This is a genomic window from Endozoicomonas sp. ALB032 (genome assembly GCF_049310125.1).
GTDB lineage: Bacteria > Pseudomonadota > Gammaproteobacteria > Pseudomonadales > Endozoicomonadaceae > Endozoicomonas_A.
This window is the reverse complement of sequence record NZ_JBLYNW010000001.1, coordinates 1,523,419-1,547,723: the sequence shown is the minus strand read 5'-3', so window position 1 is coordinate 1,547,723 and position 24,305 is coordinate 1,523,419. Positions and strand designations below refer to the sequence as shown.

General features: G+C 48.4%; 26 protein-coding genes. 17 read left to right on the top strand and 9 right to left on the bottom strand.

Translation table 11 applies throughout. From position 1 onward, the window contains the following. Window positions 1-78: 78 nt before the first annotated feature. A complete protein-coding gene (locus tag ACO6VG_RS05160) occupies window positions 79-267 on the top strand; it encodes a hypothetical protein (protein ID WP_422413251.1) in 189 nt (62 codons plus the stop codon). A 77-nt stretch (window positions 268-344) separates the two neighbouring features. On the opposite strand, the gene ACO6VG_RS05155 is transcribed toward ACO6VG_RS05160, so the two are convergent. Continuing rightward, window positions 345-551 (bottom strand): hypothetical protein, encoded by a 207-nt coding sequence (locus ACO6VG_RS05155; RefSeq protein WP_317144466.1) that lies wholly within the window; start codon window positions 549-551, stop codon window positions 345-347. Window positions 552-556: 5 nt separating this feature from the next. Further along, window positions 557-835, bottom strand: a complete 279-nt coding sequence (locus ACO6VG_RS05150) for a BrnT family toxin (protein WP_422137048.1) — start codon at window positions 833-835, stop codon at window positions 557-559. A 29-nt stretch (window positions 836-864) separates the two neighbouring features. On the opposite strand from ACO6VG_RS05150, the gene sigZ reads away from it, so the two are divergent. The 4 genes from sigZ to ggt all read left to right on the top strand — a co-directional run bounded on the left by sigZ (window position 865) and on the right by ggt (window position 5,014). After that, window positions 865-1,401 (top strand): RNA polymerase sigma factor SigZ, encoded by a 537-nt coding sequence (sigZ, locus tag ACO6VG_RS05145; RefSeq protein WP_422139292.1) that lies wholly within the window; start codon window positions 865-867, stop codon window positions 1,399-1,401. A gap of 166 nt (window positions 1,402-1,567) precedes the next feature. Beyond that, the gene (locus tag ACO6VG_RS05140) at window positions 1,568-2,329 is read left to right on the top strand and encodes a glutathione S-transferase family protein (protein ID WP_422135913.1); all 762 of its coding nucleotides are present in this window, start codon (window positions 1,568-1,570) and stop codon (window positions 2,327-2,329) included. A gap of 120 nt (window positions 2,330-2,449) precedes the next feature. After that, complete coding sequence (locus ACO6VG_RS05135) at window positions 2,450-3,145, top strand: class I SAM-dependent DNA methyltransferase (RefSeq protein ID WP_422472987.1); 696 nt, start codon at window positions 2,450-2,452, stop codon at window positions 3,143-3,145. Window positions 3,146-3,247: 102 nt separating this feature from the next. Beyond that, complete coding sequence (gene ggt / locus ACO6VG_RS05130; RefSeq protein ID WP_422135911.1) at window positions 3,248-5,014, top strand: gamma-glutamyltransferase; 1,767 nt, start codon at window positions 3,248-3,250, stop codon at window positions 5,012-5,014. A 63-nt stretch (window positions 5,015-5,077) separates the two neighbouring features. Here the strand turns inward: ggt and ACO6VG_RS05125 are convergent, their stop codons facing one another. Continuing rightward, window positions 5,078-5,275, bottom strand: coding sequence for a hypothetical protein (locus tag ACO6VG_RS05125; RefSeq protein WP_422472985.1), 198 nt, complete (start codon window positions 5,273-5,275; stop codon window positions 5,078-5,080). Window positions 5,276-5,576: 301 nt separating this feature from the next. Here ACO6VG_RS05125 and ACO6VG_RS05120 point away from each other — a divergent pair, with 301 nt between their 5' ends. The 3 genes from ACO6VG_RS05120 (at window position 5,577) to ACO6VG_RS05110 (ending at window position 9,181) form a co-directional block, all read left to right on the top strand. After that, complete coding sequence (locus tag ACO6VG_RS05120; RefSeq protein ID WP_422472983.1) at window positions 5,577-7,601, top strand: ATP-binding protein; 2,025 nt, start codon at window positions 5,577-5,579, stop codon at window positions 7,599-7,601. A 35-nt stretch (window positions 7,602-7,636) separates the two neighbouring features. After that, entirely contained in the window at window positions 7,637-7,957 is a 321-nt protein-coding gene (locus ACO6VG_RS05115; protein WP_422135908.1) for a FitA-like ribbon-helix-helix domain-containing protein, read from the top strand. 96 nt (window positions 7,958-8,053) lie between these two features. Further along, entirely contained in the window at window positions 8,054-9,181 is a 1,128-nt protein-coding gene (locus ACO6VG_RS05110; protein ID WP_422472981.1) for a hypothetical protein, read from the top strand. A gap of 60 nt (window positions 9,182-9,241) precedes the next feature. On the opposite strand, the gene ACO6VG_RS05105 is transcribed toward ACO6VG_RS05110, so the two are convergent. Then, window positions 9,242-10,291 carry a hypothetical protein gene (locus tag ACO6VG_RS05105; protein WP_422412708.1) on the bottom strand — a complete coding sequence of 350 codons (1,050 nt, stop codon included), beginning with the start codon at window positions 10,289-10,291 and terminating at the stop codon, window positions 9,242-9,244. Window positions 10,292-10,596: 305 nt separating this feature from the next. Then, entirely contained in the window at window positions 10,597-12,312 is a 1,716-nt protein-coding gene (locus ACO6VG_RS05100; protein ID WP_422472979.1) for a sugar phosphorylase, read from the bottom strand. A gap of 193 nt (window positions 12,313-12,505) precedes the next feature. Between ACO6VG_RS05100 and galU the strand changes: the two genes are divergently transcribed. The 7 genes from galU (at window position 12,506) to ACO6VG_RS05065 (ending at window position 17,051) form a co-directional block, all read left to right on the top strand. Continuing rightward, window positions 12,506-13,336: a UTP--glucose-1-phosphate uridylyltransferase GalU gene (gene galU, locus ACO6VG_RS05095; protein WP_422135904.1), complete on the top strand. Its 831-nt coding sequence runs from the start codon at window positions 12,506-12,508 to the stop codon at window positions 13,334-13,336. Window positions 13,337-13,361: 25 nt separating this feature from the next. After that, the gene (locus ACO6VG_RS05090) at window positions 13,362-14,234 is read left to right on the top strand and encodes an HAD-IIB family hydrolase (RefSeq protein ID WP_422472977.1); all 873 of its coding nucleotides are present in this window, start codon (window positions 13,362-13,364) and stop codon (window positions 14,232-14,234) included. Window positions 14,235-14,293: 59 nt separating this feature from the next. Then, window positions 14,294-15,505 carry a glycosyl transferase gene (locus tag ACO6VG_RS05085; protein WP_422135902.1) on the top strand — a complete coding sequence of 404 codons (1,212 nt, stop codon included), beginning with the start codon at window positions 14,294-14,296 and terminating at the stop codon, window positions 15,503-15,505. A gap of 112 nt (window positions 15,506-15,617) precedes the next feature. Then, window positions 15,618-16,061: a hypothetical protein gene (locus tag ACO6VG_RS05080; protein WP_422472975.1), complete on the top strand. Its 444-nt coding sequence runs from the start codon at window positions 15,618-15,620 to the stop codon at window positions 16,059-16,061. A gap of 91 nt (window positions 16,062-16,152) precedes the next feature. Continuing rightward, window positions 16,153-16,368, top strand: coding sequence for a hypothetical protein (locus ACO6VG_RS05075; RefSeq protein ID WP_422135900.1), 216 nt, complete (start codon window positions 16,153-16,155; stop codon window positions 16,366-16,368). After that, window positions 16,368-16,568: an efflux RND transporter permease subunit gene (locus ACO6VG_RS05070; RefSeq protein ID WP_422476255.1), complete on the top strand. Its 201-nt coding sequence runs from the start codon at window positions 16,368-16,370 to the stop codon at window positions 16,566-16,568. Before ACO6VG_RS05075 ends, ACO6VG_RS05070 begins: the two co-directional genes overlap by 1 nt. A 33-nt stretch (window positions 16,569-16,601) precedes the next feature. Next, the gene (locus ACO6VG_RS05065; RefSeq protein WP_422139282.1) at window positions 16,602-17,051 is read left to right on the top strand and encodes a DUF411 domain-containing protein; all 450 of its coding nucleotides are present in this window, start codon (window positions 16,602-16,604) and stop codon (window positions 17,049-17,051) included. 239 nt (window positions 17,052-17,290) lie between these two features. Here the strand turns inward: ACO6VG_RS05065 and ACO6VG_RS05060 are convergent, their stop codons facing one another. Further along, a complete protein-coding gene (locus ACO6VG_RS05060) occupies window positions 17,291-18,127 on the bottom strand; it encodes a trypsin-like serine peptidase (RefSeq protein WP_422472973.1) in 837 nt (278 codons plus the stop codon). 157 nt (window positions 18,128-18,284) lie between these two features. Between ACO6VG_RS05060 and ACO6VG_RS05055 the strand changes: the two genes are divergently transcribed. Next, on the top strand, window positions 18,285-19,268 hold the full coding sequence (locus ACO6VG_RS05055; RefSeq protein WP_422472971.1) for a transposase: 984 nt from the start codon (window positions 18,285-18,287) through the stop codon (window positions 19,266-19,268). 273 nt (window positions 19,269-19,541) lie between these two features. Here ACO6VG_RS05055 and cueR read toward each other — a convergent pair whose 3' ends face one another. Both cueR and ACO6VG_RS05045 read right to left on the bottom strand, forming a co-directional pair. Beyond that, window positions 19,542-19,955 (bottom strand): Cu(I)-responsive transcriptional regulator, encoded by a 414-nt coding sequence (cueR, locus tag ACO6VG_RS05050; protein WP_422135896.1) that lies wholly within the window; start codon window positions 19,953-19,955, stop codon window positions 19,542-19,544. Next, window positions 19,952-22,411 carry a heavy metal translocating P-type ATPase gene (locus tag ACO6VG_RS05045; RefSeq protein ID WP_422135895.1) on the bottom strand — a complete coding sequence of 820 codons (2,460 nt, stop codon included), beginning with the start codon at window positions 22,409-22,411 and terminating at the stop codon, window positions 19,952-19,954. Before ACO6VG_RS05045 ends, cueR begins: the two co-directional genes overlap by 4 nt. Before the next feature lie 262 nt (window positions 22,412-22,673). Here ACO6VG_RS05045 and ACO6VG_RS05040 point away from each other — a divergent pair, with 262 nt between their 5' ends. Further along, complete coding sequence (locus ACO6VG_RS05040; RefSeq protein WP_422472969.1) at window positions 22,674-23,126, top strand: hypothetical protein; 453 nt, start codon at window positions 22,674-22,676, stop codon at window positions 23,124-23,126. A 257-nt stretch (window positions 23,127-23,383) separates the two neighbouring features. On the opposite strand, the gene ACO6VG_RS05035 is transcribed toward ACO6VG_RS05040, so the two are convergent. Next, window positions 23,384-23,971, bottom strand: coding sequence for an acyloxyacyl hydrolase (locus ACO6VG_RS05035; protein WP_422472967.1), 588 nt, complete (start codon window positions 23,969-23,971; stop codon window positions 23,384-23,386). Window positions 23,972-24,305: the final 334 nt, after the last annotated feature.

The following is a 24,305-nucleotide window of genomic DNA, read 5'->3' as shown; positions in this document are numbered from 1 at the left end:
TGCCCGATCTGCCCCAACCCCTGTCGCACTGCCTCCCTGGACCCGGACTACAACGCCAGCAAGAAAGACGTGCTCATCATGCAAGAAGCCATCTTGCAGCACCAGGCACACTTCAATCAAAAAATGGCCGACATGAGAGCCGAGTTTGACGCTCGCTTCAAAGAACAGAAAGCCGAGTCAAACGCCCGCAAAGCCGAATCAGACGCTCGCTACTACGGAGTGAAAATGGACAACATCTTTTGGCAGGCCGGTATTATCTTGAGCTGATTAGGAATGTGCTGAGGGTTTGATTACCTGGCTCATTCGGCAACGGGGTGCCTTATATAGGGTACAGAACAATTTCTTTACCCATTTCCAGCTTCTTTCTTAGGGAGATTTGGATTTACCCGCTTAAAGCGTTTGAGTTGTTCTTCGGACAAAGGCTGTGCATCAGGGTCTTCCAATGCAGCCTCATGAAGTTCTTCTTCGGTCATTTCATCGAGAGCTTTTTTATCTTTGTACACATCAAGTTTTTGCCCTTTTACGTAGTCTACAGAGACTGTTTTTCCCATTGTGATCACCATGATTTATGCTGTTCATATAATCGACGCTCGTGCTTTTCAGCACGCCTCACCGAGATCAGCCTGGTTGAGGTTTCATTACTTCTCATTGTGTAGCATACATAAAGTGTATCCAACTCTTTATCCATACCAATGGTGATATACCGATCTTCCCCGTAAACTTCTTTGCCATCATGGGCTTCGATCCGGTAAGGATCATCGAATACGGATATACCCGCAATCAGAGACATCTTGTGCTTCCGTACTGGCGGTAAACTGTTACTTCCATGTTTAATTCCAACCCTTTCAGCAGGGGCAGACTGTTATGCAAAATCACTGGCAGGAGCATAAAGCCCGGCTGCAACGTTATATAGCCCGAGAAGTGAGCGAACCATCGGCTGTGGATGACATTTTGCAGAATGTCTATCTCAAAGCGCATACCCACATTAAGACACTCAAGTCTGGAGACAGAATGGGTAGCTGGCTGTTCCGGATTGCACAAAATGCTGTCATGGATTACTACCGTCAGCAGAAGCCCTGGGATGAGTTATCAGACAGTCTTGCTGCCGGGGAAGAAGATGAAGCAGAGAGGGCCCATCAGGAGCTGGCCCGTTGCCTGGTGCCTTTTATGGATGAGCTACCCGAGAAGTACCGGATTCCTCTGCAAATGTCAGAGTTGCAGGGCATGAGCCAAAAGCAGGTAGCAAAAGCCCTGGGTTTATCCCTGTCCGGTGCCAAGAGCCGTATTCAGCGTGGTCGGGTTCAGCTGAAAGAACGTTTTATTGCCTGCTGCGATATTGAAGTGGGCCGGGGCGGTGTGATGGACTATCGGCCTAAAAAAACCGGCTGTAAAAATTGCTGAGAACAACTATCAGCGAAAAAAACTTAGCCCTTCTCCTGCCTGTAACCAACTGGGCAAAATATTTTCACGATAAAAAAACATTTTTTTTGCGTCCTTTTTTCATACCTCGCGTCTTTATAGGTAACAGGCCGGTCTGACCGGTCATCGCTGAATCGAGGTATCGACCATGTTGAAAGTTATCAGCTTTAAAATCTGCCCATTTGTGCAACGCATTACCGGAATGCTGGAAGCCAAAAGTATTCCTTATGAAATCGAATACATCAGCCTGAGCGAAAAGCCCCGATGGTTTCTGGCTATTTCACCAAACGGCCAGGTACCTGTCATGGTCACTGAGAATGGCACAGCTTTGTTTGAATCCGATGCCATCGCCGAATACCTGGAAGAAGCTTATCCCCCACTGCTGCCTGGCTTGAGCGCAGAGCAGAAAGCACTGAATCGTGCCTGGAGCTACCTGGGCAGTAAACAGTACCTGGTTCAGTGCTCTGCACAGCGAAGTCAGGACGCTCAGGCTCTGATTGAACGCACTGAGAAGCTGGCCAGCGCCTTTGCCAAAGTGGAGAAGGGATTGGCTGAACAGCCATTCTTCAACAGTGATTCACTGGGCATGGTCGATCTGGCCTGGCTGCCCGTGTTGCATCGTGCCCATATCATTCAGGTGAACACAGGCTATGACTTCCTGGCTTTTTATCCTAAAACCAAAGCCTGGCAAAAAAGTCTGCTGGCGACCGGGCTGGCTGAAAAGAGTGTCTCCGATGACTTTATTGAAAAGTTCACAGGCTTTTATCTGTCTGAGGAAACCTTTCTTGGCCGCTGTGAACAGGGAGGGGAGTGCAATGCCTTTAATCTGGAAGAGTGCTGTATAGAAGCTGACTGCTGCAAGACAGAAGTTACGGCTTGTAAGGATTTCGTCAGTGGCTGCGGATGTTAAGCATGGGGGGCTGGTGGATCTCCTGTTTGAGTGGCATTCATTGGTGTTTGTTCGAATAGTGGCAATCGTTGTTCCTGATACACTTCTGGCCACAGAGAATAAGCGACAGAGAGTATCAGGATGAGCGAAATGTACGAAAAGTTCGCCAGGGATTACGAAAAAGCCATTATCGATAATATCTACAATGGCCATCTGGAGCGTCCATCATTAATCGCCATGCTGCCCGAACTGGGCGGAAAAAGTGTTCTGGATCTGGGGTGTGGACCGGGTGTCTATGCAGAGTATTTGATCAACCAGGGGGCAAAGGTGACTGCGATTGATGCCTCGCTGGAAATGGTTGAGATCGTCAAAGAGAAGTTGGGTGATAACGTTAGAACTTATGCACAGGATATTTCTCTTGGGCTGCCAGAAGAAAAAGAAGCCAGTTATGATGTTATTATCTGTCCTCTGACCGTGCATTACATTGAAGACCTTAGTGTACTGTTCGGTGATGTTAAGCGCCTGCTGAAAAATGGCGGCGTATTTATCTTTTCTACCCATCACCCGATAGTGGATTTTGAAGTGTCACCTTCAGGCAATTACTTTCAAAGAGAACTGATCACGGAAGAGTGGGATACTGTAGGTCATCCTGTCGGAGTAAGCTTCTATCGTCGTTCACTGACAGAGTGGTTTGAGAGTCTGGCTGCAGCAGATCTGTGTGTCACTCACCTGTCAGAAGGAAAGCCGTCGGAGCGCATGAAGTCTCTCTGCGCCGAGAGCTATAAGAAGTTATCCACAACGCCTAACTTTATCTTTTTTAAGTGTGAGGTCAGGTAGGCACCTTTTTAAACTGCTCAATTCCAAAAGTCATTGCACATTTGAGCCAAGACTGAAACCATGGTCCGACCTTATAAAAATTAATTGAAAGGAAGTCTTGCTATGTCTGGGGGAATGTTCAGACGGTATGTTATCACCGCCAGTCTTTTGGCTGCTTGCTTTAAGGTGCAGGCAGAGGCCGTGAGTCTGAGTGATGATCTGGCGCCTGAAGCAGCGACGGGATTTGAACAAAAGAGTCTGGTAAAAGCCAGCAAACATATGGTGGTAGCAGCCAACCCGCTGGCTGTGCAGGCAGGTGACGAAGTCCTTAGAAAACGTGGTTCGGCAGCGGATGCTGCGATTGCTGTTCAGTTGGTTCTGAATCTGGTTGAGCCCCAGTCGTCCGGAATTGGCGGAGGAGCCTTCACCCTTTACTTCGATGCCAAAAAGAACCGCCTGATCACTCTTGATGGCCGGGAAACAGCCCCTGTAGAGGCGACACCGACCTTGTTTCTGGACAGCGATGGCAAGCCGTTGCAATTCTATGATGCTGTGGTGGGGGGGCGCTCAGTCGGTACGCCAGGTACCGTCAAGCTGCTGGAAGAGATGCATCAGCGTTATGGTAAACGTCCATGGTCTGAGCTTTTCCAACCGGCCATTAAACTGGCTGAGGAAGGCTTTATCGTTTCTCCCAGGCTGGCCAGCTTGATTGCCAGGGATCAAAAAAGACTCAGCCGTTATTCGGGTACCCGTGAATACTTCTTTGATGAAAAAGGACAGCCGCTTCAGGCAGGCGCTGTTCTGAAAAATCCTGAGTTTGCCAGGACACTGAGGCTGATTGCCAAAGAAGGCTCAAAAGCCTTCTATGAAGGGAAGTTGGCGGACAGGATTGTCAAAACCGTCAGAGAGGCCGAGGGGAATCCCGGAGTGCTTTCAAAGAAGGATCTGAAAAACTATCAGGTAAAAGAGCGAACGCCGGTGTGTTCGGCCTATCGTCAATACTCTGTCTGTGGCATGGGACCTCCCAGCTCTGGCGCAACCACGGTGGGACAGATCCTGGGCATTTTGCAATCTTATGATCTGGCCAACCTGGGGGCGGATAATCCGGAATCCTGGCGCCTGTTTGCCGGTGCATCAAGGCTGGCTTTTGCCGACAGGGCCCGTTATTTGGCCGACAGTGACTATGTGCCCGTACCTGTTCAGGGGCTTCTGGACAGCCAATATCTGGCAGAGAGAGCCAGACAACTTCAGTCTGATCAGGCTCTAAAGACGGTTAAAGCAGGCAAACCCCTCTGGCAGCATGCTTCGCTTCAGGCCGATGATCAGTCCATTGAACTGCCTTCTACCAGCCATATTTCCATTGTCGATGCCGAGGGTAATGCGTTATCCATGACGGCGACTATTGAGAATGGTTTTGGCTCCCGTTTAATGGTGGGCGGTTTCCTGCTGAACAATGAGATGACGGACTTCTCTTTTTCCAGCCATGACAATGGTACGCCCATTGCCAATCGCGTTGAACCTGGTAAAAGACCAAGGTCTTCTATGGCGCCCACCATGGTTATGGATAAAAAGGGACAGCCTTATATGGTGCTTGGTTCACCCGGCGGAAGTCGTATAATCAGCTATGTTGCCAAAACCCTGGTCGCACATATTGACTGGGGAATGGACATTCAGGAAGCCATTGCTCTGCCCCATAAGCTGAACCCTTTTGGCGTTTATGAGCTGGAGCAGGATACCGAAGCAGAGCGTCTGAAGTCGGCACTGGAAAAGCTCGGCTACTCCGTCAAGGTGCGGGAACTGAACAGTGGCCTGCACGGCATTGTGATCACGGACAAAGGCCTTGAAGGTGGCGCTGACCCCCGTCGTGAGGGAGTAGCGATGGGGATTTGAACGAAATTAAGGGGGTAATCCCGCTTCTTTAGGAGGGTGTCGCAAAACTTCAACAGCTCGTTCTCACGCTCTGAAGTCGTCATTCCCGCGAAGGCGGGAATCCAGCGCCAACGGTGGATCTCTGCCTTCTCGGGGATGACAAGGCCAGGGGGACACCGGGCAGTATGGTTCTGGTGGAGAGTCAGTGTGGATTCCCGCCTTCGCGGGAATGACGAGAATGAAGCCGGGAATGACGAGAATGAAGCCGGGAATGACTGGCAATGACGGGAGTCAACGCGTTCCCACGCCGGAGAGAGTTTTGCGACACCCTCTTAGAGGCGGGGAGTGTCAGAGACTCCAGCAAATTACATTCCTGATGAAACAGTGATACCCGTCTGACATTTTCTGATGTTTTGTAATAGTCATTCCAGTAACTCTGTCTATACTGCCTTCTCAAGCAACGGGTGCAGAACAGGTTTTATTTTGCTGTGCATCTTTTCTCACTGAGCGAAAAATCACTTTGTTTGATGCTATCTTCAATCCGTGAAAAACAACAATGCGGGCTGCTTCCAAGGGAGTGCCAATGAGCCTTCATACAAATCTTGCCGGAAGGTTACGTAATACTAATCTGCCGAAAACTCATGGTCTGCTGCCGGTTTTTGAAGCCGTGGTCAACTCGATTCAGGCCCTTGAAGAAGCAGATGGGCTGGCCGAAGGTCAGATTACTCTTGAGATTATTCGTAACCCTCAACAACAAATGCACCCCGGAAAAGGGGCTGAAAAAGAAATCATCAAAGGCTTTACCATTACCGATAATGGAGTCGGATTTAACGCAGCCAACATGGAGTCCTTTGAAACCCTGGACTCAGATCACAAGATCGGAAAGGGTTGCCGGGGCATCGGGCGTTTGATGTGGTTGAAAGCCTTCGACACCGCCGAAGTAGAAAGCGTTTTCTGTCAAGAAGGAAAGCTTTATCAGCGAAACTTTTCTTTTTCATCCCGGCAGGGTGTTCAGACAGAGTCGCCGGTGGCGGTTCATGACCAGAAAGTACGGACGGTGCTAAAACTGGACGGGTTTGACAAAGAGTATTACGCGAGTTGCCGTAAAACCCCGTTGAGTATTGCCGAGGCTCTGCTGGAACATTGCCTGTGGTATTTCGTCAGAAGCCCGGCAACGCCAAACATTATTGTAAAGGATGGTACCGAAAGCATTTCTCTCAGCGACATTTACGATCGCTGCATGCACTCTGCTGCAACGGCAGAACAAGTCAGTCTGAAGGGCTATGTTTTTGAACTGAATCACATTAAGTTTCGGGCTGGAGTGAACAAAAACCACCCCATGTTCCTCTGTGCGGCTAACCGTGTTGTTAAAGAAGAGTCTATTGGCAAAAAGGTACCCGGGCTCTTTGGCACTCTATCCGATGATGCGGGTGAGTTTACCTACGCCTGCTATGTCACCTCAGACTATCTTGATGAGCATGTCCGTTCTGAAAGAACGGCATTTGATATCGCTGAAACGATTGAGGATCTTATCAGTGATCAGGAGATTTCCCTCAGCGAAATCCGGGAAGCGGTCGTAGAGAAAACCAGAGAATACCTTTCCGATTACCTCCACGACAACATGAAAGCAGGCAAGGAGCGGGTGAATACCTTTGTTGCTCAGAAAGCGCCACGGTACCGTTCAATTATGAGCCATATGGATGAGCGTGAACTTGTGGTTGACCCCAGAATATCGGACAAGGAGCTTGAGTCCCTTCTCCACAGGCACTACTACGAGGCCGAAAAAAGCCTGATGGAAGAAGGGCATGAAATTATGAATCCGGCGGTAGAAAGCAATCTGGAAGATTATCAAAACCGACTGAGTGACTACCTGAGAAAAGCACAGGACTTCAAACAGTCAGACCTGGCCAACTACGTCACTCACCGCCGGACAATCATCGATTTGCTGGAAAAGTATATTGAGCGGTTGGATGACGACAAGTACGCTCGTGAGGATTTAATCCATCAGTTGATTATGCCAATGCGTAAGGATTCCACGCAGACACCGTTTGATGCCTGTAATCTCTGGCTGATTGATGAACGACTCGCGTTTCATGACTATCTGGCCTCAGACAAGCCTTTGGGTTCCATGCCTGTTACCGGTGACATTTCTGGAAAAGAGCCAGACCTGTGTGCGTTAAATGTCTGTGATAATCCTATTCTGGTGTCCGATAAAAAAGCCTTGCCGCTGGCATCCGTTACTGTGGTCGAGATCAAACGGCCCATGCGAAACGATGCCCGAGAGGGAGAAAATAAAGATCCTATCGAGCAGGCTTTGAGCTATTTGGATCGTATTCGTGAAGGCCAGGCGAAAACGGCGAGTGGCAGGCTGATACCCAATTCACGGGATATACCAGGCTTTTGCTACGTCATCTGTGATTTAACGCCATCAGTTGTGCAGCGTTGCCGAATCTTCGACCTCACGCCAACCCATGACCACATGGGGTATTTTGGATACAGTAAAAGTTACGGTGCCTTTATCGAAGTTATTTCTTATAACCGGCTGGCACAGTCGGCGAAGGAAAGGAACAAAGCATTCTTCGACAAACTGGGCCTGCCATCCACTTAACCTTGACACAGAGTGTGCTCTGCAGGAGTGAAACTATGGCAATGATGACGCTTGGAAATATCCCGGATGAGCTCTACAGTGCTCTGAAGGCCAGGGCTAAGCAAAATAACCGGAGCCTGGTTGCCGAGGTTCGGAATATTCTCAAAGAGGTTCTTCAACCTGAGGATCGGCTGTTGATGGGTGATGCCCTGGTCAATGCCGGGCGAGACATCGGCCTGACGGACGAGGAAGTTGATGCGCTGGAGTCTGACCGGGATAAGACACCAGCGGAACCGCTGAAGTTACAACTCGTTCCCACGCTGGATAGAGTTTTGCGACACGCTCTCAAAGCACGGGGTTTTAAACTCATTCGATAAAACTACCAATCAAGCTCAGAAAACGCTTATTTTCTTGATCTATCACTTTCTCAATCTACCCTTACTCTCTACAAGTCAGAGCACACGGATAGAATGATGGGCAACTCAATCTTTGCGGCATTGTTTTTACTGTCAGTGCTGTTATCTGTCGTCTATCAGGCTGAGTCGTCGACAAGACATTTTGTTGTCGATTTTCAAAAGGATGATGCAGGTTCTCCGATCCAGAGCTTTTCTATAAAACGTGATTTCAATACTCTGTCGTATACCTCGTCAGACATGGTCGACACAAACGGCTATGCGGGGTTAGGTATTGAGTCCCTTGCATGGCTACCTGCAGGAGCGTTTGTTGCTCTTGGCTGGCTTTTGAAAAACTATTGGAACTCCGATCCATCACTGCTTATCCCAATGGATCAACTGGAAGCCAGTCAGGATGACCGGCCTGCAATCATCACCATGATGCTTCCCGGGAATAGCCAACAAAAAAATGACCAACAAAACCCGCCATCAACATCATCCGGTCAGCAAGCCACAGGTGGGTCAACCAGTGCCCAGATTAAAGGCTATGCCAGCGGCTCCCAGCTTTCTGGCTCTGACGGCGATGACAGAAACCCTGAACCACAACAGCATACCTTCGATTACAATTGTCACTTTGGTTCCTGTCACGGTATTTGTAAACTCCGATCACCAACTGGCATCTTGGCGAGGCCGAGAGCAGCCAGTAAATCTATCAGGAGAGGTCGTGATCCCGCCAGGGGATTTGTCTGTGATGTGCAGATGAAAACGAGCAGTGGTGAGCGGGCGCCCTGCGGGATTCGCTGCAGAGATAGGGAGAGGCTGTCAGAACACAAAATGCGATACCACACTGCGCCACTATTCTGTGATGTGATAGTGGTCGGGGGAGATGGTGAGCAGCGAGTATGCGGAGAAGTTCTTCATGTACTAGAGCAGGAGGATCACAACGACAGTAGATACCATGACGACGAATTGGATATTAGATGGTCGGATCCCAACAGAAGCCATCAGGTTCCCGGGTCAGTATTTTGTGACGTGATCCTATACGTGAATTTTAACGAGGGTCGCGTACATCGGATGACGCAGCAACTATGCGGGAGGATCTTCGAGAGTGAAGAAGGGCTGCTTCGTCACATAAGCAGACGCCACCAGGGATGCCATCACAGATGGAAAGACATAAGACCACCGGCAAACCTCCGGTGGCGTTTTTAACCCCATATCAGCGCCGCACTTTTGCGACAGTCTTAAGAGTGAGGGGCAGTCTATTCCCGATCAGCCTCCATGCTTTATTGTGGCGCCATTATTGTTGTTCGGATTATCGGGCCTGCGTCTTTGATGTATTCTTTTATGCCACATCAGGCCCCGAGCAGTCCTGAAGCCAAGTCCGCATGGCCACCGTCGACCATTGCAAATGGCGACTGTTACGTAACAGGTGTGTTGCCTGTGTTTTCTTCTTTTGTGATCCTTCAGGGCTGTATTACTCTGGCAGATTTGCCCGCATGCTCGCTGCCGACCACCCTCCCCGAACACTGTCACTTTACAGGTGTGTTGTTGCACGAGAGGGCTCTGTCGATCGAAGTCTTCATTGGGCGTTGAGCTTTGTTTCGGTCTTGCACCTGATTGTCGGAATTTACAAACGCCATTACAGTTATCTGCGAAACAATTTAAACCCAAAGTATGTTGGTGTTGTTCAGGGACTTCGTCTCCACCGTCAGAGTCAGAATACTGGCGGCTGGTGATAGTGCCTCTGAACCCTGAGGTTGTTCCTGAGGCTTGCCGGGTCGATGATTCCGATAGTTGGCCTTGTTGTTGGTTATCTCCGGAGCTGAGCGTCATAGTGTTGATCATAAACGGATAATCCTGGCTCGACTCTTGTTGTCCAATCGGGTTGAACATCGGTGAATCGGAGTTCCAATAGTTGCTTAAAAACAAACCGACAGTGATAAACGATTCTAAAGGTAGCCGTGAATAAGTTTTGGAGCTTTGCGTGTCACGGCTGGTCAGGATCAGTTCGTAAGCAACCAGCCACTGGGAGGCGTAAAGCAAATGCCACGAAACCGACTCAATAATGATCGTTATTAGCCCGAAAATACCGGGTCCGAAGGGTGTGTCATTTGCCGGGGAATCCTGGTCTGAATGACCGTTGTTGCTGGCAATGATTGAAGGAGTGTTCGGCAAAGTATGCGGGTCATGCTGTTTGATAGAAAAGCTTTTGTCTGGAGAACCTGCATCCTGTTCAAGCTCGACAACAAAGTGTCTTATTGACGCCTGGCAGGCGATAGACAGCAACAGCAGTGCTGCAAAGAGTGGGTGTTTGATCACTTTATTCTTACATCCTGGTTTGCCCTGGAAAAAGTGTAGACCAGAGAAATAAGCGTGCTTTCTGGCAAAGAGATTCTGTTAAAAACTCATTGAAGCACTGCTGTATCCATTGTTGTGCCCGAAGAGTGTGATCACGAGCTATTCGACGGGTAGATGGATGACTTCGGTCACTTATTTAGACGATTGGTGTCTTATGATAGTTCCGGATCGCCTGACAAAAGATATCACCCTCATCAAAGAGGGTATTGTTAGAAACCTGGTAACGAGTTGTTGGAGTTATGCGAGACCCTCGATTGGGCGAGGGTTTAAGGCGTTTTTGCTAACCACAACACTTGATAGGGCTTGAGTTGCAGGTCCTGTAGGGTCCCGCTGCCCAGTAAATCGAACCAGCCGATATAGTCTGGCTGGTTCAACGTTTGATGGGCCGATGTCAGGTTGTGAATAGCCACCAGTTTCCGGCGGCCACAGGGAGATGTTCGCAAGAATGTAAAAATACCGGGCGCCATATCCAGAATGGTTTGAGAGGCATTGGGATGAAAGCAGGGTTCCTGTTTGCGAACTTTGATGTGATTCAACAACGAATGGAAAACCAGTGACCGAATCGAAACCGGGTTTTCCAGCTCAGGCAATAATTCTTCCAGTAACCACTTGCGGCGATTGATCGAGCGGGTTCTGCCACTACTCTCGACGCCTGCCAAATCATTGTGTGTGGCAAACAGGCTGTGTATGTAAAAAGCAGGTATTCCGCGCATCCCCAGCATGATGAGCTGGGAGCAGAGAAATCGCTGCACTTGCCATTGGTCCTCACCCCTTCTCGTCCCTTTCATGGCATCAAACAGGGCAATATTGATCTCATAAGGTGATTCAGTGTTGTCCGAAAGGGTGCGCATGCTGACGAACCCCCCAAAACGGTGCATGCTGTCGATCAGCTCTGAAACTTCATTTTCCGGGATCACCCCCGTCAGCGGACGCAGGCCTATGCCATCATGAGAGGCAGTAAAGTTCAGAACGGTACAGCTCTCGGGGTAATCGGGCAGCTTGCGGGCCCATTGCACAAGGTATTTTTCTGTGCCCCGATTGAGTGCATGCAGTATCAGAGGCGGCAGGGCAAATTGATAAACCATGTGAGCCTCATCCTGGTCCCCGAAATAACTGATGTTCTCATCGTGGGGGACATTGGTTTCAGTCAGCAGTGTGCTGCCAGGGCAGGCTCTCTCCATAATCAGTCGGAACAGTTTCACGATGGCATGGGTCTCGGGCAGGTTTATGCAATGGGTGCCCGGTTTCTTCCAGAGAAAAGCGACGGCATCCAGCCTGATTACCATGGTGCCGCGGGCCAGATAGAAAAGCAGGATGTCCACCATCTGAATCAGCACATCGGGGTTTTTAAAGTTCAGATCCATCTGATCTTCACTGAAGGTGGCCCAGACGTGTTTCAGCCCTCGCCTTGTATGAATAGGCACCAGCAGGGGGGAGTTTCTTGGGCGGGTCACTTCACTGAGATCAGTGTCCGGGTCTTCTTCAATAAAGTAATCCCGGCCGGGCTGATGACCACTGACAAAGTCGGCAAACCAGAGACTTTCCCGGGAGACATGGTTAATCACCAGATCCGACATAAGCTGATAGTCACTGGCGATGGCTTCGATATCCTGCCAGCTTCCCAGCTGCTCATTGACCGACAGGTAATCAATCACAGAAAAGCCATCATCCGAGCTGTAGGGAAGGTAGGGAAGAATGTGAAGGGTATTAATAACCTCGTTCAGATAGCCATCAAGAAATCCCTTCAAGACCTGAAGAGGTGGCTGTTCACTGTTGTCATAGAGGGTGTCGCCATAGGTAATCAGAAAGATATCTTTTTCTGACCAGCCAGTGACTGTTTTGGGAGGGTTTTCATGAAGGTGATACTGAACTCTACGGACAATTCTGGCGGCTATCTCGCCCGCTTCCTGTCCATAAGGGAAGGTCAGAAGCTGAGTCATGGCCTGATGAAACTCATGGAAGGCTTTAGGATAACTTTGCACGATACATCTTCCCCTTTGGCAATGTTTTTTAGTACTTTTTCTTCTTTGCAGCAGGAGTCATGCCACTCCCGTATTTATAAAACCTTCAATCATTGTAAATGATGTTGACCCCGGCGGGTGGTTTTCTGAATTGGCACGACTTCTGCTTATAGCCTGATGAGATGCAAAACTTCTCAATAAGACGAGCAATAATATGATTAAAAAATGTCTGTTTCCTGTTGCGGGGTATGGAACCCGCTTTTTACCCGCCACCAAGTCCATGCCCAAGGAGATGCTGCCTATTGTTGATAAACCCCTAATTCAATATGGCGTAGAAGAAGCCATGCTGGCAGGTCTGACTGACCTGGGGTTTGTCAATGGCAGAAACAAACGGGCGATTCCGGATCATTTTGATATTAACTATGAACTGGAAGCGGAAATCGCTGGCAGTGGCAAAGAAGAAAAACTGTCGACCATTCGAGAAGTGATGGCGGCCTGTACTTTTTCCTATACTCGACAGAACCAGATGCAGGGGCTGGGGCATGCCATTCTCTGCGGACGAACTCTTATGGGCGATCAGCCTTTTGGTGTGGTGCTGGCCGATGATCTCTGTATTAACGACAGTGGTCCGTTGGTTATGTCGCAGTTGGTCAATCTTTACAAGCAGTTTCGCTGCACCATTCTGGCTGTTCAGGAAGTGCCCGAATCCGAAGTCGATAAATACGGTGTGATTGCCGGTGAAGCCCTGAGCGATAACCTGATCCGTGTGACCGATATGGTGGAAAAACCAGCCCCTTCGCAAGCACCCAGTAATCTGGCAGTGATTGGACGTTATGTCCTGACACCGGATATTTTCGACATTATTGAGAACACTGAACCCGGAATAAACGGAGAAGTGCAGCTGACTGACGCCATTCTGACTCAGGCCAGACAGGGCTGTGTTATTGCCTGCAAGTTTGAAGGTGAGCGCTTTGACTGTGGCAGTGTCAGTGGTTTTGTCGAGGCCACCAATACCATCTACCAAAAACGTCTGGACAGAGTTTGAGTCGATGTGCAACAGCAAAAAGGCGATGACGAAGCTGGTCATATTTTCCGACCTCGATGGTACCTTGCTGGATCATGATAGCTACAGCTGGGCGGGGGCAAAACCCGCTTTGGACCGGTTGAGAGAGCAAAATATTCCGGTTGTTTTCAATACCAGCAAAACCCTCAGTGAGGTACTGCCTCTGCAACTGGAGATGGCTCTGGATCATCCATTTATTACCGAAAACGGAATGATTACCACCATCCCGGCTCACTACTTTCAGTCGTCTGATACTGACAAGAATACCCATTACTTCCATGGTCAACCCTACAAGGCGATACGCAGGGTACTGAAACAGTTTCGCGAGCAGTACGGCTTCCGGTTCAGGGGCTTTGGCGATTGCTCTCATAGTGAAATAGCCGATCTCTCCGGGCTAAGCCTGGAGGAGGCTAAACTGGCAGCAGACCGAAAAGCCAGTGAACCTTTGGTCTGGGAAGACAGTGATAAGGCATTGGAGCAGTTTGAAAGGCAGCTTGCTGAAGAAGGATTACAACTGACCCGGGGTGGGCGTTTCTATCACGTATCCGGCAAGGGGGATAAGGGTTCGGCGGCGAAGAAACTGTTCAAACACTACCTGAAAAACTTTCCGGAGTGGACGTGGATATCCATGGGTCTGGGCGACAGCTTCAACGATCTGCCCATGCTGGAAGTAGTCGATATTCCTGTTCTTGTAAGTTCTGAAAAAAGTAAACAGCCCATTACAGAACATCTGTCTAATATTAAGTACACAAAATCAGTCGGGCCTGAAGGTTGGAATGAAGCGGTATTGGAGGTTCTTGATTCTCTTCAGGAAGGTCATGAGCCAGTCTGTCCTCCAAAAGACGGCTCTATAAAAGACTGCTGTTTACAAGACGGGTGAGCTGGACTGCAGAGTGTGATCAGAGCATAAAGCGCTAACGAAAAGAAGGGAAAGCATTTATGGGCGATTTTTACCAGAATGGCACTATCACCAATTTCCATAATTTGAGAGTACGTTCGGTTGAAGATATGGAGCAGGAGCTGCAGGCCTTTTCCCGCCAGCGCCCTATGTCTCTGGTCTTGCCTTCGCTGTTCTCCGAGCTGCAGGGACCAGCCTTGAATAATATTGTTCAGGAGCTTAGCCAGGTGGGTTATCTTTCCGAGATTGTTATAGGTCTGGATAGAGCCAACGAAAAAGAATTTTCCTATTCAAGAGACTTTTTTGCCCAGCTGAATCAGCACCACCGGATTCTATGGCAGGATGGTCCCGGACTTCGTGAAATTGACCGTCTGCTTGAAAGTAAGGGGTTGGCGCCTAAAGAGGCTGGTAAAGGAAGAAACGTCTGGTACTGCTACGGTTATGTGCTGGCTTCAGCCAAGTCAGAAGCAGTGGCTCTGCACGACTGTGATATCGTGACCTACCAGAGAGATCTGCTGGCCAGGCTACTCTATCCGGTAGCTAATCCTGCGTTTAGCTATGATTTTTGCAAGGGCTATTATGCAAGAGTCGCTGATAACAAACTTAATGGCAGGGTCAGCCGTCTTCTGGTGACGCCTCTGTTGCGAGCCCTGAAAAAAATTCTTGGCCCTATGGACTATCTGGAATACCTCGACAGTTTTCGTTATCCCCTGGCCGGTGAGTTTTCCATGCGAACCAGTGTTTTCAATGACATCCGGATTCCCAGCGACTGGGGTCTGGAAATAGGGGTACTGTCAGAAGTTAAGAGAAACTATTCCAATAAACGGCTGTGTCAGGTTGATATTGCCGATGTTTATGATCACAAACATCAGCCTCTATCGGAAGAAGATCGCAATGCCGGTCTGTCGAAAATGAGCCACGATATTATCAAGGCCGTGTTCAGGAAGCTGGCGACCAACGGGGTTCAGTTCAATACTGAAACCTTCCGCACGATCAAAGCGACTTATTACCGGGTGGCACTGGATTTCATCGAGTCTTATTACGATGATGCGATGATGAATGGCCTGCATGTCGATCGTGATACGGAAGAGCGAGCCGTTGAACTCTTTGCCAGAAACATTATGGCAGCAGGGCAACACTTTTTGGAAAACCCCATGGAAAGGCCTTTTATTCCCAGCTGGAACCGGGTGATGTCCGCTGTCCCTGATATTTTGGAGCGTCTCTATGATGCAGTAGAAGAAGACAATGCCTGATTAAAGCGCACAGAATAGTCTTGAATCATCACTCATTCAGCTTTTCAAGGGTTGACCTTCCAGTTACTGGATGGTTTAGGTTGGAAAGCTGAACCATAATCTCCTGAATTCTATGTCCATCCTTCACCTGAACCTGAAACACAGGCAGAACATTGGCACAGCAATGATTGCCCTGCTGATGTTTTTGCTGTTGCAGGTTTGCCTGATGGAGTCGTCACAGGCTATGGTTGCTGACCAGTCAGACATGCCCACGACGATGTCATCCAATGCTTCCGGCATGGCTGACGGTTTTTCCGCAGATCATGACTGTTGTGCTCCTTCCCCGGCAGAGCACCTGCAGAAAGCAAATCAGGCCTGTCCAGACTGCGATTCTGAGGATCGCTATATCCCGTTTTCTCACCCGGACAGTAAGCCGACTTTTACCCTGCTTTATATTGTTGCAGAGTTGATTTTGCTGGACGCTGAACCGTCGCAGGACTGGATTTCTGCACCCCCATCTTCAGTACAGCGCTCCCAACCTGATATCTATCTGGCCAATGTCTCCTTTCTGGAATAGCATTTCATAAATATCGTCGTTTAAAAAACAGAGTGAAACGTTGATTTTTCAGTGTCCCCTGCATGGGATTGGCACGGCTGTGGAGACAAACATGCAACTGAAACGGATTATGGTATCCGCTGCATGGCTGATATTGGTATCGGCAGGAGTCAGTGCAGGCCGCCTGACTCTATCTCAAGCCGAGCAAAAAGCTCTGGCTGCTGATCCAATGATTCAAGCCTATGAAAAACAGTCCAGGCAAGGCAAAAAAAGTCAGCAGGATCTGATCAGTGCCGAGCTTACATCCCCTGCCGCAGGCCCATTGTGATGACCGTTTGCACCATTCTCTTCGGTCTTATACCGGTCATGCTCAATAATGGCACTGGCTCCGAAGTCGTGCAGCGCATAACTAGCCTGATGATCGGTGGCATTGTCAGCTCACTGGTGGTGACTCTCGTGCTGGTGCCTGCCGTCTATTTTCTATGGCACACCCGGGAAAAGGTTCTGACCGCTCAGATCAATCAATGAATTATGAAACACTTGAAAAAGGAGAGTGAAACCATGAAAAAGCTGAAAGCCCTGTTCCTGGGAACTGCTGTTCTAATGTCGTTTATGCTGGCCAAGGCCGAGGAGTCATTACCGACAGTCATGCTCTACAAAACCCCTGCCTGTGGTTGTTGCAAACAGTGGGCGAAACACATGGAAGAGAATGGCTTTAAGGTCATGTCCCATGATGTGCCGAGCACAGCCACGTATCGAGCCAGGGCCGGTATTCCGAAAGGAATGGAGTCTTGCCATACAGCCTTTATCGGTGATTATGCCATTGAAGGTCATGTCCCGGCTGCAGACATCAAGCGTTTGCTAAGTGAAAAGCCTGCTGGTGTGAATGGTCTGACTGTTCCGGGTATGCCTCTGGGATCGCCAGGTATGGAGTACGGTGATCGCAAAGATCCTTATCAGGTGATCGGTTTCACCAAGGATGGCAACACGAGTGTATTTGCCAATCATTAATCATGTCGCGATCCAAAGAAGCTCTTTTATGAGCTTCTTTGGGTGGCAGGGTTGAAATGAGTTATCCCCAATTCACGTAACGGGTGTCTAAAACTTGATAGTTGACTGCTCGATTGTGAGTTTCACAAAAACGCACTCAGAAGGTGAAAATCAGAATCAGAGAATTATACACGAAAAGCCATGGATTGGGGGCTTCTCAGGCTGATTTATGTGATGTGAACTCGGGGATTCAGGTATGATTAAAGCAAATTCATTGCCAAGGTTAATGGTGTTATTAAAATACATAACATAGTTGAAGCAGAAGCAGAAGCAGAAGCAGAAGCAGAAGCAGAAATGGAATTCCATCTTTGTGCATTTAGAGAAATTCCTTTTATTGGGTAATATATATCATGGCTTTTTTCTAATCGCACATACTTCTCTATAAAATTACGATTAAAAGTTAATGACAGCTTAAACTGGATTGCCAAATTGTCTTGATAGAATTTTCCAACATGTATTCCTAAGATAAATGAATTGTTTTGTCTGTAAAATAAGGGAGAACCTGAATCCCCAGGCTGGGAATCTCCGGGATATGAAACGAAATGTACTTCATCATTGCAGGAGCCTACCCAACTTACAGATGCAAGCTGCAATAACTGCTGATTGCCATAACCCGCAACCATAAGGTCAGTAATATTATAAAGGTCAGGACATTTGGTATAGTCGATGTCAGCAGGAGGAATTGACACAGGCCGGTTTAACTCAAGTATTGCTATATCGTATTTAGGCCGATCAGAGCTAGAAAAAAAATTATTATTTATTATATACTTTATAACTTTTCTTTTAATCTTGTTTTTAGCATTAAGAAAAGTTATGTCTAATTTTTTACCAATGCAGTGAGCTGAAGTCAGCAAATGCTTATCAGATATGAGCACAGTAGTACAACCATTATTAATACCAGCTATCCATGGAAGCGTACCTGAATTTATTTTTATAACCGGCTCAGTGTATCGAGGAATTCTACTGTTTGATTCACACAATATTTCTTCTGAAGTAAATATTAATATAAATGAAAAGAGCACAATAATTTTTTTCATTAAATGTTGCCTGTCTGTGCTAGCCAAGTGTATCAAAGTAGCATATTTCAAACTTGTTGCCGTATAAAAAGAAAAAAGACACCCATAAATTTGCTTTACCGTCCACCTAGTCTACTTTTTCACCCATCACTGATTTTTTACCCAGACAGGTGAGTCCATGGCACAGGCCCGCAATACTCTGATTGACCCCGGCTCAACGCCTTATTACCACTGCATGGCAAGATGTGTTCGTCAGGCTTACCTCTGTGGAGAGAACCACCTGACTGGCAAGAACTACGAGCATCGCCGCCAATGGGTGGTGGATAAACTCCGGGAACTGGTTTCAGTCTTTGCTATCGAAGTCTGCGCTTACGCTGTCATGTCAAATCATTATCACGTGGTTTTGCACATCAATCAGTCATCTGCCAGAGGCTGGTCACGGGACGAAGTGCTTCACCGTTGGACGACCTTGTTTACAGGCCCACTTCTGGTGCAAAGGCATTTGGCTGCTGACAAACTGGGCAGCGCTGAATTGGCCCGTATCGATGAATATGCTGAGGAATACCGGCGTCGTTTAACGGATATCAGCTGGTTTATGCGTTGTCTGAATGAATACCTTGCTCGTGAGGCCAATAAAGAAGACGAGTGTAAAGGACGCTTTTGGGAAGGTCGCTTTAAAAGCCAGGTACTGCTGGACGAAGCAGCGTTACTGACCTGCATGACCTACGTTGACTTGAATCCGATTCGGGCTGGAAAGGTAGAAACATCGGAAGAATCAGACTACACGTCGATTCAGGAACGCGTAGAGCAGGTTACAGATTCTGAGACTAAAAATCAGCCGCTGACCCTGAAACCTTTTTGTTTGCAGGGCCAGAATACGGACGTTGCCCTTCCCTACCTTCTTCATGACTATCTGGAACTGGTCGACTGGAGCGGTCGCATTGTCAGAACAGACAAGAAAGGTTCCATTCCGTCATGCACCCCTCCTATTCTTGAAAGATTGGAAATTGATCCGGATGAGTGGCTGAAAACCATGCAATGGAATAATCGTTTTTATCGGGCAGTTGGCCGTCTGAAGGCGATGAAGGCTTATGCACTTGAAGCCGGACAGAAGTGGCTTCGAGGTTTAAACGCCTGCAGTCGTTTGTATCTGACAAGTTAGCTTAGAAGTCAGTTAAGAAATTAAACACTTTCTCTTTATCCCTCCTCGACTTTAAGTCGGAATAAGTTTGTGTCGTCTGAATCATGGACTGAGCAGCCTCTGTTCGTCGAACGCTCATGTGTGGCTCGCTGATAGGCTATTCGAAGATAGGTTTTCAGATCCTTTTTTGGGAATGCAGTTTTTAAATGTCTTATTTATTTAATGGGTGTCTTATTTTTTTCTTTTTTATGGGTGTCTTATTATTTTTTTATGGGTGTCTTATTTTTTTTTATCTTATTTTTTATCAGGATCCGATTCCATTCCCCTGGCCAGCCGTTCAATGATAGGGCAGTCCGGCATATTGTCTCCATGACAGCATTGGGCGAGCTGTTGCAGGCTGTCACGAATCACCTGCAGTTGACTGATCTTAGCCTCGACATCGACTAATTTTTTCAGGGCCAGTGATTTTACATCAGCACTTTTACGATGTTTGTCGTTATACAGATCCAGAAGGTCCGAGCACTCTTTCAGAGTAAAGCCCAGCTCTCTGGCGCGGCTAATAAAAGACAGTTCTCGTATGTGTGATTCATTATAATCACGGTAACCGTTATTGAGACGATGGGCAGGTGAAATCAGGTTCAGACTTTCATAGTAACGAATGGTTTTGGCGGTCAGTCCAGTGGCCTGCGCTGCTTTGGAAATATTCATGATTCAGGCTCCCTTGCAGTTGGCTTGAAGCGTCTCAGACGATTGGCGTTGCTGACCACTGTGACCGATGACAGAGCCATGGCTGCTCCTGCAACAACAGGATTAAGCAGCATTCCTGTGAAAGGGTATAGCACTCCGGCAGCAATCGGGATACCGAGAGAATTGTAAACAAAGGCGCCAAACAGATTCTGTTTAATGTTTCCCAGAGTTGCCCTGGACAGCTCGACGGCGTCGGCCAGTCCATGGAGTGAAGAGCGAATCAGGGTGATATCTGCCGATTCAATGGCAACATCAGTCCCTGTGCCTATGGCAAAGCCAACGTCAGCACGGGCAAGGGCCGGGGCGTCGTTTATACCGTCACCTGTCATACCGACCTTGTGCCCTTTTTCCTGCAACTGCCTGACATAGCGCTCCTTGTCTTCAGGCAGAGTTTCGGCTCTAAAGTCATCAATGCCCACCTGTTGAGCAACAGCGGCGGCAGTCAGCTTGTTATCACCGGTCACCATCAAGACCCTGATGCCCAGTTTATGGAGTCTTTCGATAGCTGCTTTGGAGTCTTTTCTTATCGGGTCGGCGACCGCTATCAGTCCCGCCAGTTGATGATCCACAGCCAGATACATGGGGGTTTTACCCTGATTGGCCAGTGACTCTGATGTGGATGCCAGAAGCGAGACATCAATGCCATTGGCAGCCATAAGCTTTTCATTACCCAGCAGCACAGACTTTTCTTGAACACACCCGCTCACTCCTTGCCCTGTGACTGCATGAAAATCGGATACGGGTGAAAGTGACAACGATTGCTGTCTGACAGAATTGACAATAGCGTCAGCCAGGGGATGCTCCGATGCACTCTCAATGCTGGCGGCAATCTGCAGAATTCTGTTTTTTTCTTCCTCAGTGTCCGCCGTGATGCTGATTCGTTCGGTCACTCTGGGATCGCCTTCGGTGATAGTGCCTGTTTTATCCAGCACTATGGTGGTCAATTGACTGGCCTGCTGCAAAGAGTCTCCCTTGCGAATCAGCATTCCCAGCTCAGCGGCCTTGCCAACACCGGCCATGACAGACATAGGAGTAGCCAGACCCAAAGCGCAGGGGCAGGCAATAATCAGAACCGTGGTGACTACCACCAGTGCGTGCGCTAATACCGGCGCAGGCCCGAAAAAGAACCAGACAGTGGCTGCCAGAACAGCAATGACTATCACAACGGGTACAAATACAGATGAGATCTGATCTGCCATCCGGGCAATGGGGATTTTTGAACTCTGGGCTTTTTTCACCAGGGCAATGATATGGGCCAGAGCGGTTTCACTGCCCACCTTTTCTGCCCTGAACAGCAAGCTGCCATTTTTATTCAGGGTGCCTGCTGAAACTGCGTCGTCTGGTGTTTTTTTCACAGCCAGTGGTTCGCCTGTGAGCATAGACTCGTCCACGAGACTGCTGCCTTCAACGACAATGCCGTCTACCGCGATATTCTCGCCGGGTCTGACTCTGACGATGTCGCCTTTTAAAACCTGGTCTGTGGGGAGATCTATTTCCTGTCCATTGCGTACGACTCTGGCCGTTTTGGCCTGAAGCCCCAGCAGACGCTTAATCGCCTGACTGGTTTTGCCTTTGGCTCTTAACTCCAGAGCATGGCCCAGATTGATAAGACCAATGATCATGGCACTGGCTTCAAAGTAAACATGGCGAGCGGCAGACGGTAGAAGGTGAGGAAACAATACGACGACCATAGAGTAAAGCCAGGCTATGCCTGTGCCTATGGCAATCAGGGTATCCATATTGGTGTTGCCATGCTTCAGAGCTTTCCACATGCCGGTAAAGTAGTGTTTACCTGAGAACACCAGAACAAAAAGAGTGGCAAGGCCAACAATCCCCCAGGCGAGTTGCTGAAAGGGCGTGTTTATGCTCATTTCGCCGGTGACGACACCCCAGATCATCAGGGGAATGCCCAGACTCAGAGCAATGGCGGTATGTTTTAGCAGGTGGCGATACTGTTTTTTGTCTTCCTCTTCCTGTTTCAGCTGAAGATCACTGTCAGGTGTCAGCACGGTGCCGGGATAACCGGCATGTTCCAATGCCTGCAGAATGACGCCAATTTCAGATTGCCCCTGAACAGAGCAGGTTTTATCGGCCAGATTGACCGATGCACTCTCAACACCCGGAATCTTTAGAAGAGCCGACTCGATTTTGCTGACGCAGGAGGCACAGTGAATAGTCGGTATAGAAAATTGTCGTTCAGAGTCGCAGGGTATCACTCGCGCTTCAAATCCGGCTTTTTTCAGGGCTGAAATCAGAGAGGACGCTTCAGCACTGCCTTTGACCATAGCCGTTTTGTCTGCAAAGTTAACACTGGCTTCATTCACGCCAGTCACTCCTTTCAGGGCCTTTTCAATTTTGCCGACACAACCGGCACAGTTGACTCCGGAGAGGGCCAGCTGAATCTGTAGAGATTTCATGGTGTTTCTCCACGAGATTGATTTAGAGGGAAACTGTGCACAGGATAACCCTTACCCTGACTGGAAGGTAAAGAGGTGGTAGAGAAGATATGCCATAATCCGCAGCTAACATCTACACAACCGCTTACCGCTACGCCGAGCTCAAAGAGCTGACTGCCCGGGAACTGGATTCATCCTAAATTCTGGTGCTTCTCGAAGTTTTGCAATGATGCTCGCTGGCTCTGCTATGCTGATCAGCGCAACGACAACATGAGGTAAGATTATGTCGGTTGAGTCGAGACTGGAAAAACTGGAAGAGCAACACAGACAGTTGGATGCCAACCAGCACGGGCTGGCAAAAGTCTGTGCTGATACCAAAAATATTGCGCTGACCAATCAGCATGATATTGCGGGCCTGAAGATCGAAGTGTCATCTGTTCGATCTGACCTGGCGGCACTGATTCAGGCGACTATGGCGGGTTTCAAGCGCAGCGATGAGCAACATCGGGAGACACAAGCCCGTATTGATCGGCTGGAGCTGGAAACTCGTACCCGCTTTGAACAGGTGGACAACCGTTTTGAAGAGATGGACAACCGTTTTGAACAGATGGACAACCGTTTTGAACAGATGGACAACCGTTTTGAACAGATGGACAACCGTTTTGAACAGATGGACAAACGATTTGACCAGCTGGAGCTGCTCTTTCGCCAGATGATCCCCCAGGCCCGTAATTAACTCAGTTATTTTCCTGCCAGCACCACGCTAAAGTATCCAACCGGATAATGGCCAGTTTTTTTAATCTGGCCTCTGGTTCAGACTCCTGTTCGGCCTCTAACCTTCGCAATAATAACTTGTGTCTGCCTCAGTTTGTTGAGTTCCTGTTCATTGATCAACACAAATCGGCAGTTTAATGTCGAAACTGAGCCATCCATCAAATGTTTTTGAAAAGCAGACAGTCAGCAAAACGCCCGACAACTGCCGGGCATTTAATTTCAAAAATGATAAGCAAGCGAAAACTGGACAACATTCAAATCCATATTGGGCCGTTTGATATAAGCATTGGAGTAGTGAAGCAACTTGGCGCCCAGGTCAAAACTTTTTTCGGAACCCAGAAGAACCCCGGCACCCAGCATGGTTTCAAACTGTAAATGAGTGCTTTTTTCTAAAGGCTGGTCGCCTTTGTAACGGATCTGGGTGTCGCTGATCCAGCCAACGCCCAGACCTGCATCGAAGTAATACCGTCCTCTGGGACTCTTGAATTGCCATACCGGAGTCACGAAAATGCCATGGATATCATCGTCACCTTTCGAGCTGTGGGAGGGTCTGGCATCGAGTTTATTGTCCCAGTAAGAAACCGAGGTATCGAGAAGAAAGCGATCATTCCATTCTGAATGTTCGAGAAGTCCTTCGTCACTTAAATGCCATCTGAGTGCCAGACGAGTGTCCTTAACCTCTATTTTACTGGAAAGATCCGGCCCGTAGCTGAGATGAATACTTTCGGGTTGTGCGACTACCGACGTTGAAAAAACAGATAGCACCAAAGGTACTGCCGACAGAAAGGCTGTGTTATTGAATTTCATGATCCTTATGCTCTTGTTTTATTTATTGAGCCCGCTACCAGAGTTTGCTGCGCAATATTCTTGACGCCAAGTGGGAGGGGGCTTCCTACTAACTTACACTAAGGAGTCAGCCAATAAGACCAGATTTTTGCAACCTTGTTCTTTTTCAGCAAAGCCAGGTTGATATGCAGGCTGTTATCTCACACAGTTCTGGGCTTTTTATGACTCAAAAAATGAAGGGACCGATGAAGTATCAGATGATGAAGCTGAGTTTGGTTATTACCATTCGAACTAAAAGAGGCGATCTGATGGCTTCACGAGAGTGTAACAGTGAACCATTACCATCAAATCAGTC

Coding starts and splice junctions, on each gene's coding strand:
- ACO6VG_RS05060 (WP_422472973.1), bottom strand. CDS start 18,127: ATGAAAAAAATTATTGTGCTCTTTTCATTTATATTAATATTTACTTCA.
- galU (WP_422135904.1), top strand. CDS start 12,506: ATGATTAAAAAATGTCTGTTTCCTGTTGCGGGGTATGGAACCCGCTTT.
- ggt (WP_422135911.1), top strand. CDS start 3,248: ATGTCTGGGGGAATGTTCAGACGGTATGTTATCACCGCCAGTCTTTTG.
- ACO6VG_RS05115 (WP_422135908.1), top strand. CDS start 7,637: ATGGCAATGATGACGCTTGGAAATATCCCGGATGAGCTCTACAGTGCT.
- ACO6VG_RS05040 (WP_422472969.1), top strand. CDS start 22,674: ATGTCGGTTGAGTCGAGACTGGAAAAACTGGAAGAGCAACACAGACAG.
- ACO6VG_RS05120 (WP_422472983.1), top strand. CDS start 5,577: ATGAGCCTTCATACAAATCTTGCCGGAAGGTTACGTAATACTAATCTG.
- ACO6VG_RS05110 (WP_422472981.1), top strand. CDS start 8,054: ATGGGCAACTCAATCTTTGCGGCATTGTTTTTACTGTCAGTGCTGTTA.
- ACO6VG_RS05135 (WP_422472987.1), top strand. CDS start 2,450: ATGAGCGAAATGTACGAAAAGTTCGCCAGGGATTACGAAAAAGCCATT.
- ACO6VG_RS05140 (WP_422135913.1), top strand. CDS start 1,568: ATGTTGAAAGTTATCAGCTTTAAAATCTGCCCATTTGTGCAACGCATT.
- ACO6VG_RS05160 (WP_422413251.1), top strand. CDS start 79: ATGCAAGAAGCCATCTTGCAGCACCAGGCACACTTCAATCAAAAAATG.
- ACO6VG_RS05155 (WP_317144466.1), bottom strand. CDS start 551: ATGGGAAAAACAGTCTCTGTAGACTACGTAAAAGGGCAAAAACTTGAT.
- ACO6VG_RS05055 (WP_422472971.1), top strand. CDS start 18,285: ATGGCACAGGCCCGCAATACTCTGATTGACCCCGGCTCAACGCCTTAT.
- ACO6VG_RS05075 (WP_422135900.1), top strand. CDS start 16,153: ATGCAACTGAAACGGATTATGGTATCCGCTGCATGGCTGATATTGGTA.
- ACO6VG_RS05070 (WP_422476255.1), top strand. CDS start 16,368: ATGACCGTTTGCACCATTCTCTTCGGTCTTATACCGGTCATGCTCAAT.
- ACO6VG_RS05085 (WP_422135902.1), top strand. CDS start 14,294: ATGGGCGATTTTTACCAGAATGGCACTATCACCAATTTCCATAATTTG.
- ACO6VG_RS05080 (WP_422472975.1), top strand. CDS start 15,618: ATGTCCATCCTTCACCTGAACCTGAAACACAGGCAGAACATTGGCACA.
- ACO6VG_RS05035 (WP_422472967.1), bottom strand. CDS start 23,971: ATGAAATTCAATAACACAGCCTTTCTGTCGGCAGTACCTTTGGTGCTA.
- ACO6VG_RS05090 (WP_422472977.1), top strand. CDS start 13,362: ATGACGAAGCTGGTCATATTTTCCGACCTCGATGGTACCTTGCTGGAT.
- sigZ (WP_422139292.1), top strand. CDS start 865: ATGCAAAATCACTGGCAGGAGCATAAAGCCCGGCTGCAACGTTATATA.
- ACO6VG_RS05045 (WP_422135895.1), bottom strand. CDS start 22,411: ATGAAATCTCTACAGATTCAGCTGGCCCTCTCCGGAGTCAACTGTGCC.
- cueR (WP_422135896.1), bottom strand. CDS start 19,955: ATGAATATTTCCAAAGCAGCGCAGGCCACTGGACTGACCGCCAAAACC.
- ACO6VG_RS05065 (WP_422139282.1), top strand. CDS start 16,602: ATGAAAAAGCTGAAAGCCCTGTTCCTGGGAACTGCTGTTCTAATGTCG.